This window comes from Rhizobium sp. NLR10b (assembly GCF_019685435.1).
Lineage (GTDB): Bacteria > Pseudomonadota > Alphaproteobacteria > Rhizobiales > Rhizobiaceae > Rhizobium.
In genome coordinates, this window is record NZ_JABDWV010000021.1 from 56,193 (window position 1) to 70,549 (window position 14,357).

The window sequence follows — 14,357 nt, forward strand, 5'->3', positions numbered from 1 at the left end:
CAGCATAGGACGAAACAATGGACACACGGTTCTAACAAAATCGATCTACGCTGCAATGCCTGTCGGCAATGGGTCTACGTCTTTAGGATCGGCGGGAGAAGACTGCGAGAGGCTGTCCGAGGCATCGTCGTTCGTGTTTAACTATATGACGGCTTCGGTATTTACGCCGGCAGGCGGCCTGAGTAGAACCTTGATTGTAAACTGGAGGCACCTCTTCAAATGAAATTCGGCACGAGCGGCCTTCGCGGACTTTCAGTGGATCTCAAGGGTCGTGCCTCGGCTCTCTACGCGATGGCGTTCGGCAAATATCTGCTGAAAAGCGGCAAGGCACAGACCGGCGACGTCATTTTGATCGGCCGCGACTTTCGCGATTCCAGCCCCGAAATCTCGGGCAATTGCGCTGGCGCGCTTGCCGCGCTCGGCTTCCGCATTTTCGACTGCGGCAATGTCCCGACGCCAGCCCTTGCTCTTTATGGTCTTGAAAGCAAGGCCGCATGCCTGATGATAACCGGCTCTCATATTCCGGCGGACCGCAACGGCATCAAGTTCTACCGTCCGGACGGCGAGATCGACAAATCGGACGAGGCTGCGATTACCGCCTTGGCCGCCGAAATCGAGAAAAGCGGCGAAGCGGTCATGCAGGCGCCAGCGGCGATGGAAGATCGTGAGGCGATCTGTCGACAGCTCTTTTTCGAACGCAATACGGCCCTGCTTCCGCAAGGCGCGCTGTCCGGCCTGAAGATCGGCGTCTACCAGCACAGCACCGTAGCCCGTGATCTCCTGGTCGACGTTCTTGCCCATTATGGCGCTGAGGTCACCGTTCTCGGGCGTTCGGAAAGCTTCATTCCGGTCGATACAGAAGCCGTTTCCGAGGAGACTATCACGCTGATGAAGCGCTGGGTCTCCGATCACAGCTTCGATACAATCGTCTCGACGGATGGCGATGGCGACCGCCCGCTGGTCGCCGACGAAACCGGCACGCCACTGCGCGGCGATCTTCTCGGCCTGGTGGCAGCCAATTTCCTTGGAGCCGGCACGGTGGTGACACCGGTGACCTCCAATTCCGGCATCGAGGCAGCAGGCTCCTTTACCGTCACGCGCACCCGCGTCGGCTCGCCCTTCGTCATAACAGGCATGGAAGAAGCCGTCGCCGCTGGGCGAGATCACGTAATGGGCTTCGAGGCCAATGGCGGGCTGCTGACCGCAACCCCCTTCGTTATTAACGGCAGAGCCGTGCGCGCCCTGCCGACACGCGATTGCTTCGTCCCGATGCTGGCGATCCTGTCGCTCGCCGCCAAACGCCGGCAGCCGCTCTCTGTTATCGCCGCCTCCTATCGCCTGCCCTTTGCCGCCGCCGACCGCCTGGAGAATTTCGCGGTCGAGACCAGTGCGGCGCTGATGGGATATCTGCGCGCCTCGGATGAAAATCTCTCCGCTTTCCTGCTGCCGATCGGCGAGGTGGCGGCGAAATCCGACATAGACGGCCTTCGAGTGACGCTCGGAGATGGCGGGATCATCCATTTCCGCCCGTCCGGCAACGCGCCGGAAATGCGCTGCTACGTCGAGGCCGGAAGCGAAACTGCAGCTCTGGCCCTGCTGCAGGCAGGGCTCAATCGAATTAGAGACTGGGCAGGCGCCCGACAATCATGCGACGAAAACGTATTTCAAGGAACCCGCCTATGACGCAGAAAATCGTTCCCGTGATCATGGCCGGCGGTAAAGGCACCCGGCTCTGGCCGCTTTCCCGTGCCACCGCGCCGAAACAATTCATTCAGTTCGTCGGCAACAAGACGCTGTTCCAGGACACCCTCGAACGTGTTTCCGATCCCGCGCTCTATGAAGCCCCGATCGTTGTCACCAACGAGGAATTCCGCTTCCTGGTCGCCGAGCAGGCCCGCGCGCTTGCCATTCCGCTCGCCGCCGTGCTGCTCGAGCCCGTTGCCCGCAACACCGCCGCAGCGGTGGCCGCCGCCGCGACGCTCGCCGCCGAGCTCTTCGGCAAGGACACGATCATCCAGATGCTTGCTTCGGATCACGAGATCCTTGCCGACAAGAGCTATTTCGATTGCATCCGCATCGCCCGCGATGCGGCCGCTGCTGGCAAGCTCGTCACCTTCGGCATTAACCCCACCGAGCCCGCGACCGGGTACGGCTATATCGAAATCGGCGAAGCGCTCGGAAACGGCGCCCACAAGGTCAGCCGCTTCGTGGAAAAGCCGGCCTTGGACAAGGCCGAGCAGATGCTGGCCGATGGCGGCTTCTATTGGAACTCGGGCATCTTCATGTTCCCGGTGACAGAGCTGATTGCCGAACTTCAGGAATATGCGCCCGACGTACTGAAGGCGGCAGGCAAGGCCGTTTCCAAGGCAAGCCGCGATCTCGACTTCACCCGCCTCGATGCCGATCATTTCGCAAAGAGCCCTGATATCTCCATCGACTATGCGATCATGGAGAAGACCTCGAAGGCCGCCGTCGTCCCCTCGCCCTTCAAGTGGTCCGATATGGGAAGCTGGGATGCGGTCTGGAAATCAGGCGTCCGCGACGACAACGGCAATGTCGCCGCCGCAAACACGACCGTCGTCAACACCCGCAACTCGCTCGTCATGACCCACGGCGTGCACCTTGCCGTCCAGGGCATGGACGACGTCGCCGTCATCGCCAGCGAGGACGCGGTCTATGTCGGTCCGCTCAAGGACAGCCAGAATGTCGGGCAGTTGGTCAAGATGCTGGCCTCCGCTTCCGCCACGGCGAAATTCACCGAAACCCATCCGACGTCCTATCGCCCCTGGGGCGGCTATACCTCGATCTTCAACGGCGACCGCTTCCAGGTGAAGCGCATCTTCGTCACGCCGGGCAAGAAGCTTTCGCTGCAAAAACACCACCATCGCTCCGAGCACTGGGTCGTCGTAAAGGGAACGGCCGAGGTGACGATCGGCGACAACGTGCAGATGCTGCGCGAGAACGAAAGCGTCTATATCCCGCTCGGAGAAGTCCACCGTCTCGCCAATCCCGGCAAGATCGTTCTCGAGCTCATCGAGGTTCAGACGGGCTCCTATCTCGGCGAGGACGATATCATCCGCATCGTTGACGAATTCGGAAGAACATAAGCCAAGTGCCGGAACGACAGGCAGGCCAGATCAGCCCGCCGGCGCTTCCGGCATGACCACCATCCCTGTTGAATTCCCCTCCGGGATTCTCGTAGAATGAATGAGCCGACAGACCTGACAGGAGATGTCCTCTGATGCGTACCCTGCCCGCCCTCGCCGGATTTCTTTCAATCCTGCTGCCGGCAATGGCCTTTGCCCAAACGGCGAACATGCGCGCCGCAAGCGAGGCGGAAATCCGCCAGCATCTGCCCGGCACGTCGGAGCTGAAAGAAAGCAGCAACGGCTATGAATATCGCGAAGGCAGCAAGAATGGCTACAAGATCAACAATGGCGAGGTCTGTGTCCGGTTTCCCGACAAGTCGACCGACTGCGTCAACGTGAAGACTGACGGCAAGAATTTTCAGATGATCGACCGCAAGGGCGGCCGAACCAGATTCTGATTTCAGCCCGGCTTATCTTGCCTGTTTATTGTGCCGGCGCCGTCTCGCCGCTCCTATCGACAATGAATTCGGCGATCAGGCCGGAATGGTTGGAGCCGAGATTGTCGTCGAGGCGTTTCAATGACGTCAGATGAAGCGGCGCGCGCGCGAATATGTGATCGATGGCGATGCCGTATCGATCGGCCGCGATCGGCCATGTCGCCGGTTCGGGCGCCATAGTCTTCAGCTTCTGCTTGCGCAGGAGAGCCTGAATGCTGGGGGCGATCGACGACGAATTGAAATCGCCGGACAGCACCAGCGGACCTGAGATCGCATCAAGCGCTTTGCTGAGATCTCCCAACTCTTCCATCTGGTAATCGTCGTAATAGGGTTTGGTCAGATGGGCCGATACGAGATTGACGGTTTGCCCGCCGAAATCGACGCTCGCTGCGACCAGCCTGTCTTTTCGCAAGCTGCCGATGCTCGCGACCTGGCGGGTCACGAACGGGCGCTTGGACAGCACCAGTGTATCGCAGCTGTCTTTGCCGTTGTCGCAACCGATATGATACGGATAGACCTTGAACAATCGCTGCAGATGGAACGTCAGCGGCTTGGCTTCGAGCAGATTGACGACATCGGCGTTCGAAGCGATCACCATATCCGCGATGGCGGTCGAATTTTTCCAGTTATCGATCGCAACGTTGAACGACATCAGACGGAAAAGCGGCGCCGTTCCCGTTCCCCTGTCGTCCTCCGCAAATTCACGTAGCATGATAACGCCGTGCGCCGTGAGGAGCAGCGAGACAAGCAGAAGGGCAACGCCGTAAGCATGTCTTCTGACAGCCAGGATGACGAGGCTGGCGGCGGCGTATGTGAGGCCGAGATGGATCTGAAAACTGTAGATGAAGGAGAGCAGCCAGAAATTCATGAGATAGCGCAGCGACACAACCGCAATGGCCAGGGTCAGAAACGCAGAGAGAATCCAATAAACTATGTTTCTCATCAATCCCTGGTTCCGCCTGAACAGGATGTCGCCCGAAAACCGCTCAACCTTTTCGGCATCGTGCGCGAGACGACCCGTCGCCCATAACATGCAAGCCCCTATGGTGCAATGCAGCATAATGTCCGGAAACGACGACAGCAGAGCCGCGTCGGGTGCTATCTTTCAAAGGCCTATCGACTCGGCCTCTTTTTATCCTGTAAGTGGGTGCCATTTTACGGAACCGGCTTTTGCCGTCGGCAGGGAGCCGAGAAAAAGGTGGGAATGCGCTACTTCATTACAGGCACTGCCGGCTTTATCGGTTTTCATCTGGCCAGGCGCCTGTTGCAGGAAGGGCATGAGGTGACGGGTTTCGACGGCCTCACGCCTTATTACAACGTCAAGCTCAAAGAGATGCGTCACGCCGCACTCTCTCAGTTTCCGGCCTTCCGGCCTGTCATATCAATGCTTGAGGACCGGCCGGCGCTGGAGGGGGCAGTCTCCGCGGCCGCGCCTGACATCCTGATCCATCTCGCCGCGCAAGCCGGCGTCCGCTACAGCCTGGAAAATCCCGAAGCCTATATACATTCGAATGTCGAAGGCTCCTGGAATATCATGGAAATCGCCCGGCGGGTTGAAGTTCGCCACCTGATGCTGGCCTCGACATCATCGATCTATGGCGCCAACGCGACGGTCCCCTTCCGCGAGACCGATCGCGCCGACGAGCCGCTGACCATCTATGCGGCGACGAAGAAATCGATGGAATTGATGGCGCACAGCTATGCCCATCTCCACAAGATCCCGACGACGGCCTTCCGTTTCTTCACCGTCTATGGCCCATGGGGCCGGCCCGATATGGCGCTGTTCAAATTCGCCAAGAACATGCTCGAAGGCCAGCCAATCGAGATCTACGGCGAAGGCAATATGAGCCGCGACTTCACCTATATCGACGACCTCATCGAAGCGATCGTCAGGTTGTCGGCAATTGCCCCGAGCGAGGAAAATCGCCTCGGTGACGCTGGGATCGAAACACTTTCGCACCAGGCGCCCTTCCGCGTCGTCAATATCGGCGGCGGTCAGCCCGTCAGCCTGATGGATTTCGTCGAGACGGTGGAAAAAGCGCTCGGCCGCCCTGCCATCCGCAAGATGCTGGCAATGCAAAAGGGCGACGTGCCGCGCACCTTCGCTGCCCCCGATCTTCTCGTGGCACTGACGGGATACAAACCCGACACGACACTGGACGTCGGCGTCAAGGCCTTCGTCGACTGGTATATCGACGTACGTCGAGAACTGGATGCCTGAAGCGGGTTGCTTTAGCGGAGGAACGTGACCGCTTCCACAGCGCCGACCGCCGTCGAGAATACATATTCGATGGCAACGCTCAGGCTCCGCGAATAGGCCTTGAACTGATACCCCCTGGCCTCGACCACAGCTGGGCCGCGCAGAACGAGGGGAGCGCTCGGCCGCACGAAACCGGCGCGTGTCGTCAAGGGAATTTCAGGCGAACGGCCGATGGCGGAAGTGTAGATCAGGTCGCGGGCGAGGCTCGCAGGCCCGATGGCGAAGGCCGGACCGGCCCCCGCGGCAATGCTCAAGGTCAGGGCGATGGCGGCAAGAGTTTTCTGCATGTCGAAGTCCCCGTTTTCGGATCGGCGGGCTTTCGTTTCACCCGGCTCCAAGCGATCGACGCGTCTGTCCACGCTTCGGCCGCCTTCATGAGAACACTCTACAGGTCAGTATTTGCAGGGCTTTTAAGCAGATCGATCAAATTTTACGAAATTTGACTTTCTATACGGAAGGGCTCGAGACAGGCATGAAAACGCCTTGGCCGGCGGCTGGACGGCGGCATCGGCAAAACGTCCATGATTGGACGCTGATCGCAGTCTAGAGAATGCGATCCAGCTTCTTGTTGATATGCAGGTTCGGCATCAATCCCGCACTTTGGGCGGCATGATAGGATTCTCGCGCCGCATCGAACGAGATCGACCACATAATGGCGCTCAACAGCAGCGCGATAATATAGATCTGAATACGCATCGATCTGCCGATACGGAAAGAGCAAGGCAGTTTTGTGTCAGAAAATGAGCGTATAACGCGAAACAATATGCTTTCAGAGCCGCCGAGAATGGCACCTGGCATATTGGGGCCCGTGCGTGGAATTCATCCTGATCCAAGGCAGGGAAAGTCGCAGCTTGCGTCCTCACCCGAAAGTGGTTGCCGCGATATAATCAATCGATTGACTTATTTCACTAACGACGCTATAAAAATGTCATGACCCGAGAACGCGACAAGCCAAACCCGCCAGCTTCAGCCCGCGCCGAGATCGCGCGCCAGAAGATGCTCACCGCCGCTCTCGACGTCTTCGGGCGCTACGGTTTCGATGGCGCCTCGACACGCCAGCTGACCGAAGCCGCCGGCGTCAACCTGCAGGCGATTCCCTATTATTTCGGCAGTAAGGAAGGCCTCTATATCGCCACCGCCGAATATCTGATGATGCAGATCGACGCTCATGTCAGCGGCATGCGGGCGCGCATTGGCGCGCATCTAGTGGCGCTCGACGCAGCCGGCGAGCCGCTCGGGGAAGCCGACGCCCGACTCTTCCTGACCGAGGTTCTGCAGACCATGGTGACGCTCTTCGTCGCCAAGGAATCCGAACCCTGGGCCCGTTTCCTCATCCGCGAGCAGATGGAGCCGACCGAAGCTTTCAAGCGGGTTTATCAAGGCATCATGCGGCCGATGATCGAAATGGGCCGGCGTCTGGTCGGCGCCATTCTCGGCGAGGATCCGGCGTCCGAACATGTGCGCCTTCGCACTTTCAACCTCGTCGGCAGCATCCTCATCTTCCGCTTCGCCCATGCCTCCGTACTCGCCCAGATGGAATGGGACGCCTTCGGCCCGGAACAGGTGGAAATCCTCCGGGGCCTTGCTGCCGAACTGGCCGATGTCATCGGCCCGCCGAAAGGAGGCGCAGCATGAAACGCATCCTCCCCCTCGCGATCCTTCTCTTGGTTGCGGCAGGTGCCGCCGCCTGGTGGTACGGCCTGCCCGAGCGGTTCGGCTGGCTGCCCGAGGCGGGGCGCGAGTTCGTCCTTTACGGCAATGTCGATATCCGTCAGGTCTCGCTCGGCTTCCGCGTCAGCGGCCGCCTCTCCGAACTGCGCGGCGACGAGGGCGATGTCGTCAGGAGCGGCACGGTCCTGGCGAAGCTCGACGCCGCACCCTATGAATTCGCCGTTCGCTCCGGCGAGGCCAATGCCGCTGCCCTTCGCGCGACGCTCGACAAGCTGAAGGCCGGCCCGCGGCCGACCGAGATCGCCCAAGCGCGAGCTGCCTACGACGAAAGCCTCGCGGATCTGCAGAATGCCAACCTCGCCTATGACCGCGCCCGCCAGCTTCGCCCGCAGGGCACGATTTCCGAAGCGAACCTCGACCAGGCGACCGCCGCAAAGGCGATGGCCGCCGCCCGCTCGCAATCCGCCAGCGAGGCACTGAAGCTGCTGCAGCAAGGCTCACGCGTCGAGGATATCGCCGCCGCCGACGCCCAGCTGAAGGCCGCCGAGGCCACACTCGCCTCGGCCCGAACCTCGCTCGCAGACACCGAATTGCGTGCTCCGAACGACGGCGTCATCCTCTCGCGGGTGCGGGAAAATGGCGCGATCGTCTCGCCGGCCGATACCGTCTTCGTGCTTTCACTCACCGAACCTGTCTGGGTGCGCAGCTACGTCGCCGAGCCCGATCTCGGCCGCATCCACCCCGGGATGAAAGTATCCGTCGCCTCCGATACCCTGCCGGATAGACCCTATGAAGGCACCATCGGCTTCATCTCGCCGGTCGCCGAGTTCACGCCGAAGTCGGTGGAAACGCCTGAACTGAGGACCGATCTCGTCTATCGCCTGAGGATCGTCATCGACAAACCCGGCCCCGACCTGCGGCAGGGGATGCCGGTCACGGTGCGGCTGTCCGCGCCACCGGCAGGCGGACAATGACTGCCCCCGAACCCGGTCGAGACGCCAGGCCGCTCGTTCGGATCGACGGCGTCACCAAGCGCTTTGGGGGTGCGCCTGCAGCCCTCGACGCCGTCTCCGGCGTCATCGGCGGCGGCGCGATCACCGGCCTCGTTGGCCCCGACGGCGCCGGCAAGACGACGCTGATCCGGCTGATGACCGGCCTGATGCTGCCCGATACCGGAACGATGGAGGTTCTGGGCTTCGACACCAGAAAGAACGCCGCCGGCATTCAGGCGGCGACCGGCTACATGCCGCAGCGCTTCGGTCTTTATGAGGATCTCTCGGTCCAGGAAAACCTCGATCTCTATGCCGATTTGCGCGGCCTGCCGAAGAGCGAACGCGCCGGCGCCTTCGACGAACTGTTGACCTTCACCGACCTCAAGCGTTTCACCGGCCGGCTCGCCGGAAAGCTCTCCGGCGGCATGAAACAGAAGCTCGGCCTTGCCTGCGCGCTTCTGAAAAAGCCGCGCCTGCTGCTGCTCGACGAACCGGGCGTCGGCGTCGATCCGATCTCGCGCCGCGACCTCTGGAAGATGGTTGAGAACCTGACGAAGGAAGGCATCGGCGTGGTCTGGTCGACCGCTTACCTTGACGAGGCTGAAGCCTGCGACCACGTGCTGCTCTTGAACCAGGGAAAACTGCTCTTCTCGGGAAAACCGAACGAAATGACCGAGCGCGTCAAAGACCGCGTCTTCCGGGTCTCCGACGTCACGGGGCGCCGTCGACAGGTTCTCGCCGAACTCCTGCAGGCCGATGGGGTCATCGACGGCGTGATCCAGGGCGAGGCGATCCGCCTCGTCGCAGCCAGCGGCAAGACGCCCGATATCGGCAAGGCCGGTAACGGCGCATCGCTTTCCCCAGCCCCGGCCCGTTTCGAGGATGCCTTCGTCGATATGCTCGGCGGCGGCCCCGGCGGCCGCTCCCGGCTTGCCGAAGCGCAAGAGCCGCTGAAGGCCGAGGGCGACCGGCCGGTGATCGAGGCCAAGGGCCTGACCAAGCGCTTCGGCGATTTCACCGCCGCCGACGACATCAGCTTCGATATCCGCCGCGGCGAGATCTTCGGCCTGCTTGGGCCAAACGGCGCCGGCAAGTCCACCACCTTCAAGATGCTCTGCGGCCTGCTGAAACCGACCGGCGGCGAAGGCCGCGTTGCGGGTTTCGATCTTCGCCGCGACGCTGCGGAAGCGCGCAATCAGCTCGGCTATATGGCACAGAAATTCTCGCTCTACGGCGATCTTACCGTCATGCAGAACCTGGAATTCTTCGCCGGTGTCTATGGCCTTCGTCGGCAGCGCAGGCGCGAGCGCATCGCGCTAATGGCCGATATTTTCGATTTCGGCCGCCACGCCCGCGAACCCGCCAAGGATCTGCCGCTCGGGCTCAAGCAACGGCTGGCGCTTGCCTGCGCCGTCATGCACGAACCGCGCGCCCTCTTCCTCGATGAACCGACCTCCGGCGTCGATCCGATCACTCGCCGCGAGTTCTGGACGCATATCAACGGCTTGGTCGAAAAAGGCGTCACCGTGCTCGTCACCACCCATTTCATGGACGAGGCGGAATATTGCGACCGCATATCGCTGATCTACCGCGGCCGTTCGATCGCGCTCGGTTCTCCCGATGAGTTGAAGGCACGTGTCGCGACAAGGGATGCGCCGGACCCGACGATGGAGGACGCCTTCATCGCGCTGGTGCAGCAATCGGAAGCGGAGGATGCATCATGAGCATTTCCTCCGGCCGGCTCCGGCGTCTTGCAGCTCTGGTGCGCAAGGAAAGCTTCCAGGCGATCCGCGACCCGAGCAGCATCCTCATCGCCTTTGTACTGCCGCTGATCCTGCTCTTCCTCTTCGGCTACGGCGTCTCGCTCGATACAACGCGCACCCGCATTGGCCTCGTGACCGAAGAGATGACGCCGCTGACGCAGGACCTCGCGGCCAGCTTTCGGGCCTCGCGCTATTTCGACGTGGTGATCGGCCGTGACCGCCGCCTGTTCGAAGAAGATCTCGTGATCGGAAAGGTGCGCGGCATCGTCGTCATCCCGGCCGATTTCACCACCCGTTATACCGCCGGCAACCGCCCGGAGGTCCAGGTGATTGTCGACGGCTCCGATCCGAACACGGCGAATTTCGTCCAGAACTATGCGCAGGGCGCCGTTGCCAACTGGGAACAGCAGAGGCAGGCGGACGTCGCCTCCCACAGTCCCGCCATCGCAGTTGAGCAGCGCTTCTGGTTCAATCCGGAGCTGACCAGTCGCAACTTCCTCGTGCCGGGCTCGATAGCCATTGTCATGACGCTTGTCGGTACACTGCTGACCTCGCTCGTTGTCGCCCGCGAATGGGAGCGCGGCACGATGGAAGCAATGATGGCGACGCCGGCGACGGCCGTCGAACTGCTCGCCGGCAAGATCCTGCCCTATTTTCTGCTCGGTCTCACCTCGATGACGCTCTGCGTGCTGCTTGCGGTCTTTCTCTTCGGCGTGCCGTTCCGCGGTTCGGTCGCCGGGCTTTATGCCCTGTCGGCCGCCTTCCTGATCCCGGCGCTGGGGCAAGGCCTGTTGATCTCGACGGCAACCAAGAACCAGTTCCTCGCCTCGCAGCTGGCGCTGATCTCCGCCTTCCTGCCGGCCTTCCTGCTCTCGGGCTTCCTGTTCGAGATCAACTCTATGCCCAGGATCATCCAGTGGATCACCTTCATCGTGCCGGCCCGCTACCTGATCCCCAGCCTGCAGACAGTGTTTCTCGCCGGCGACATCTGGCCAATGTTCGGTCGAGCAATCTCGGTCATGCTGACGATCGGCGGCGTCATGTTCGTGCTGGCCGCACGCAGCACCAGAAAGAGGATTGGCTGAGATGGGGTGGACAAGGCTTTACGCCCTCATCGTCAAGGAGTTGCTCGCCGTGCTGCGCGACCCCAAGGGCCGCGCCATCCTGATCGGCCCACCGATCGTCCAGCTTCTCGTCTTTTCCTATGCGGCGACGCTCGAAGTGCGCAATGTCGACGTCATGATCCTCAACCGCGATAGCGGCCATTGGGGCCAGGAGCTGATCGAGCGCATCGATGGCTCGCCGACCTTCCGCAATATCGAGATCGCCGCCGAGCAGGCGGAGGTCCAGGTGGCGATCGACAATCAGACGGTCATCGCCGCGGTCGAAATCGGCCCGGATTTTTCCCGCAATATCGAAGCGGGAACGCCGAGCGACCTGCAGGTGGTGCTCGACGGCCGCCGCTCCAACGCCTCGCAGATCGTTGCGGGCTACCTTTCGCAGATCGGCGCGGCGCTTGCCGCCGATACCACGGCCGGCAAACGCGCCGGCGCCAGCATCGTCTCATCCGTGCCGCGCAACTGGTTCAACCCGAACCTCACCTATCAATGGTTCATGGTGCCGAACCTGATCGCCAGCATCGCGCTCCTCATCGGCCTGATCGTCACGGCGCTGTCGATCGCCCGCGAGCGCGAGCTCGGCACCTTCGATCAGCTGATGGTCTCACCGTTGCGCCTGCACGAGATCCTGATCGGCAAGCTCATCCCGCCGATGTTGATCGGCCTCTTCCACATCACCGTCTATATCCTCGCCGCCGTCTTTCTCTTCGAGGTGCCGCTGCGCGGCTCGCTCTTCCTGCTTTACGGCAGCGCGATCTTCTATCTCGGCTCGGTCGCCGGCCTCGGCCTCTTCATCTCGGCGCTGTCGATGACGCAGCAGCAGGCGATCCTCGGCGCCTTCCTGTTCATGGTCCCGGCCATGCTGCTCTCGGGCTTCGCGACCCCCATCGAAAACATGCCGGGCTGGCTGCAGCCGATAACCTACGTCAATCCGCTGCGCTATTTCCTGGTGATCGTCAAAGGCGTTTTCCTCAAGGATATCCCGTTGAGCGAGGTGGTGAACCAGACCATCCCGCTGGCGCTGATCGCCACGGTGACGCTCAGCGCCGCCGCCTGGCTATTCCGCCGACGCCTGGAATAATCCAATCCGGCGGATGCCTCAGCCGCCTCACAGAATATGAACCGGCCTTCCAAAGCGTGACTCTTTGCTGCGGGAACCTCGATTTGGCGTCGTCGTTACCCAAACGCAACCCCAGCAAAGGAGAAGCAAAATGTACAAGATCCTACTTGTCTCCGGCGCCCTTGCGCTGTCGTCGCTTGCTACCAACGCTCTGGCTGACGGAGCCGTGACCGGCGCTGCCGGCGGCGCCATCACCGGCGCGATCGTCGGTGGCCCCGTAGGCGCTGCCGTGGGCGGCATAGCCGGCGGCGTTGCCGGTGCCGTGGTCGATCCGCCGCCGCGTGAGGTCGTCACCTACGTTCAGCAGCAGCCGGCCCCGACCTCCCGCGTGGTCGTCGAGCAGCCGATCGTCGTCGGCAAGCCGCTTCCGGCCGATGTCGTCGTCACTCCGGTGCCCGACAACCCGAAATATGCTTATACGGTCATCAATGACCGCCGCGTGATCGTCGAACCCCGCACCCATCGCGTCGTGCAGGTCATCGAATAATCAAACCGCCGAGGCCGCATGCTGCGGCCCGGCCACCTCCGGCCCCGCCTCGGCGGGGCCTTTTTCGTGCGCATGCACCAGCGGCTGGCCAGCTGGTTGACCGACCGTTTGGTTTCATTATTTCGAGGCGCTGATCAGACCTTCAGTTCGCGCCGCTCGCGCTCCGTCTCCATGGCGAGGTCGAGCACCTTCTGCAGATTGGCGGCGTGGCGGAAGTTAGGGTCGGGCTGGATGCCGCTTGCCACCGCCTCGGCGAAGCGCTGGTAGTTGGTCGGCACCGGCGCCACCTCGATGTCCTTCCAGGTGGCGGTCTCGGCATCGTCTCCAAGGCAGCCGCGCAGTTCCGATCCGGCCGGCCGGTGGATGACCTCGAGGCTGCCCTTTTCGCCGTAGATGCGCAGTTTCAGCTCATTCAGGTGGCCCGTCGCCCAGCGGCTGGCATGGATCACGCCGAGCGCGCCGTTGGCGAAATCGACCGACATGGTGAAACTGTCATTGGCGTCGAGCATATATTCGCCAATCTGGCCGCCCGGCGCCTTGTTGAAGGTCTTCAGCCGCGCAAAGACATGGTCGATGTCGGTGGCGGCGCCATAGGCGGCGAAATCAAGGATGTGGATGCCGACATCGCCGAGCACGCCGTTCGAGCCGTGGCCGGTGGAAAGCCGCCACAGCCAGGTCGATTCGGTGCGCCAGTCGCCCCAGGCGCGCGATACGAGCCAGCTCTGGAGATAGGACGCCTCCACATGTTTGATCGTGCCGAGTTCGCCTGATAGCACCATCTCGCGGGCGCGCTGCAGCGGCGCGACGTTGCGATAGGTAAGGTTCACCATGTTGATGACGCCGGCCTTCTCGGCCGCTTCCGTCATCTCCAGCGCCTTCGGATAGTTTTCCGCAAGCGGCTTCTCGCAGAGCACATGTTTGCCGGCCGCAATCAGCGCCATGGTTGTCGGGTGATGGATGCGATCGGGTGTGATGTTCGTCGCCGCCTCGAACTCGCCCCAGGCGATCGCCTCATCCAAGGAATGGAACCGCTTTTCGATATTGAACTTGTCGGCAAAGGCGGAAAGCCGGTCGGGGTCGGTGTCGACAGCGCCAACCACCGTCACCCCGTCGATTTTGCTGAAGTGGGTGAGCTGGTTTTTCGCCATCACGCCCGTGCCAAGAACGAGTAGTCGCATGAATGCTCCTCAGCGATAACCGGCTTCGCCGGCTTGGTGCAGTTTCGGGCCGCGCTCGACGATCGGCTCCAATGCCTTTTCCACGGGCACATTTGGAGCGTCGGTAATGCCAGTCAACGCGCCTTCAGGGTTGTAGGCCCACTTGACGCCGTTGATCAGCACCTTCTGCACCGTGGCGTCGT

At 61.7% G+C, this 14,357-nt stretch carries 14 protein-coding genes and 1 pseudogene; 10 read left to right on the forward strand and 5 right to left on the reverse strand.

Annotation, left to right across the window (positions count from 1 at the left end; all coding sequences use genetic code 11):
• The first annotated feature begins 219 nt into the window (after nucleotides 1-219).
• The 3 genes from HJB91_RS27510 (at nucleotide 220) to HJB91_RS27520 (ending at nucleotide 3,547) form a co-directional block, all read left to right on the forward strand.
• Complete coding sequence (locus HJB91_RS27510) at nucleotides 220-1,683, forward strand: phosphomannomutase (RefSeq protein ID WP_221156478.1); 1,464 nt, start codon at nucleotides 220-222, stop codon at nucleotides 1,681-1,683.
• Nucleotides 1,680-3,107: a mannose-1-phosphate guanylyltransferase/mannose-6-phosphate isomerase gene (locus HJB91_RS27515; protein ID WP_020922051.1), complete on the forward strand. Its 1,428-nt coding sequence runs from the start codon at nucleotides 1,680-1,682 to the stop codon at nucleotides 3,105-3,107. Before HJB91_RS27510 ends, HJB91_RS27515 begins: the two co-directional genes overlap by 4 nt.
• Nucleotides 3,108-3,241: 134 nt before the next feature.
• A complete protein-coding gene (locus HJB91_RS27520; RefSeq protein WP_210630202.1) occupies nucleotides 3,242-3,547 on the forward strand; it encodes a hypothetical protein in 306 nt (101 codons plus the stop codon).
• Between the two features lie 25 nt (nucleotides 3,548-3,572).
• On the opposite strand, the gene HJB91_RS27525 is transcribed toward HJB91_RS27520, so the two are convergent.
• Nucleotides 3,573-4,529 (reverse strand): endonuclease/exonuclease/phosphatase family protein, encoded by a 957-nt coding sequence (locus tag HJB91_RS27525; RefSeq protein WP_221156481.1) that lies wholly within the window; start codon nucleotides 4,527-4,529, stop codon nucleotides 3,573-3,575.
• Nucleotides 4,530-4,790: 261 nt separating this feature from the next.
• On the opposite strand from HJB91_RS27525, the gene HJB91_RS27530 reads away from it, so the two are divergent.
• Nucleotides 4,791-5,807: an NAD-dependent epimerase/dehydratase family protein gene (locus tag HJB91_RS27530; RefSeq protein ID WP_210630198.1), complete on the forward strand. Its 1,017-nt coding sequence runs from the start codon at nucleotides 4,791-4,793 to the stop codon at nucleotides 5,805-5,807.
• Nucleotides 5,808-5,818: 11 nt separating this feature from the next.
• Here HJB91_RS27530 and HJB91_RS27535 read toward each other — a convergent pair whose 3' ends face one another.
• Nucleotides 5,819-6,205: a hypothetical protein gene (locus HJB91_RS27535; RefSeq protein ID WP_221146891.1), complete on the reverse strand. Its 387-nt coding sequence runs from the start codon at nucleotides 6,203-6,205 to the stop codon at nucleotides 5,819-5,821.
• Nucleotides 6,206-6,389: 184 nt separating this feature from the next.
• Nucleotides 6,390-6,542 (reverse strand): hypothetical protein, encoded by a 153-nt coding sequence (locus HJB91_RS27540; RefSeq protein ID WP_009988813.1) that lies wholly within the window; start codon nucleotides 6,540-6,542, stop codon nucleotides 6,390-6,392.
• Nucleotides 6,543-6,776: 234 nt separating this feature from the next.
• Here HJB91_RS27540 and HJB91_RS27545 point away from each other — a divergent pair, with 234 nt between their 5' ends.
• The 6 genes from HJB91_RS27545 (at nucleotide 6,777) to HJB91_RS27570 (ending at nucleotide 12,997) form a co-directional block, all read left to right on the forward strand.
• Nucleotides 6,777-7,481, forward strand: a complete 705-nt coding sequence (locus HJB91_RS27545) for a CerR family C-terminal domain-containing protein (RefSeq protein WP_221123071.1) — start codon at nucleotides 6,777-6,779, stop codon at nucleotides 7,479-7,481.
• Nucleotides 7,478-8,491 (forward strand): secretion protein HlyD, encoded by a 1,014-nt coding sequence (hlyD, locus tag HJB91_RS27550; protein ID WP_221156483.1) that lies wholly within the window; start codon nucleotides 7,478-7,480, stop codon nucleotides 8,489-8,491. The genes HJB91_RS27545 and hlyD overlap by 4 nt, the downstream gene beginning before the upstream one ends.
• Nucleotides 8,488-10,233 carry an ATP-binding cassette domain-containing protein gene (locus tag HJB91_RS27555; protein ID WP_221146889.1) on the forward strand — a complete coding sequence of 582 codons (1,746 nt, stop codon included), beginning with the start codon at nucleotides 8,488-8,490 and terminating at the stop codon, nucleotides 10,231-10,233. The genes hlyD and HJB91_RS27555 overlap by 4 nt, the downstream gene beginning before the upstream one ends.
• Nucleotides 10,230-11,357 (forward strand): ABC transporter permease, encoded by a 1,128-nt coding sequence (locus HJB91_RS27560; RefSeq protein ID WP_210630189.1) that lies wholly within the window; start codon nucleotides 10,230-10,232, stop codon nucleotides 11,355-11,357. Before HJB91_RS27555 ends, HJB91_RS27560 begins: the two co-directional genes overlap by 4 nt.
• A 1-nt stretch (nucleotide 11,358) precedes the next feature.
• Nucleotides 11,359-12,471, forward strand: a complete 1,113-nt coding sequence (locus HJB91_RS27565; protein WP_221123074.1) for an ABC transporter permease — start codon at nucleotides 11,359-11,361, stop codon at nucleotides 12,469-12,471.
• A gap of 130 nt (nucleotides 12,472-12,601) precedes the next feature.
• Complete coding sequence (locus HJB91_RS27570; protein WP_210630185.1) at nucleotides 12,602-12,997, forward strand: DUF1236 domain-containing protein; 396 nt, start codon at nucleotides 12,602-12,604, stop codon at nucleotides 12,995-12,997.
• A 134-nt stretch (nucleotides 12,998-13,131) separates the two neighbouring features.
• Here HJB91_RS27570 and HJB91_RS27575 read toward each other — a convergent pair whose 3' ends face one another.
• Both HJB91_RS27575 and HJB91_RS27580 read right to left on the reverse strand, forming a co-directional pair.
• Nucleotides 13,132-14,175 (reverse strand): Gfo/Idh/MocA family protein, encoded by a 1,044-nt coding sequence (locus HJB91_RS27575; RefSeq protein WP_210630184.1) that lies wholly within the window; start codon nucleotides 14,173-14,175, stop codon nucleotides 13,132-13,134.
• A 9-nt stretch (nucleotides 14,176-14,184) separates the two neighbouring features.
• Nucleotides 14,185-14,357 (reverse strand): annotated as a pseudogene (locus HJB91_RS27580) (trehalose utilization protein ThuA); the annotation flags it as partial.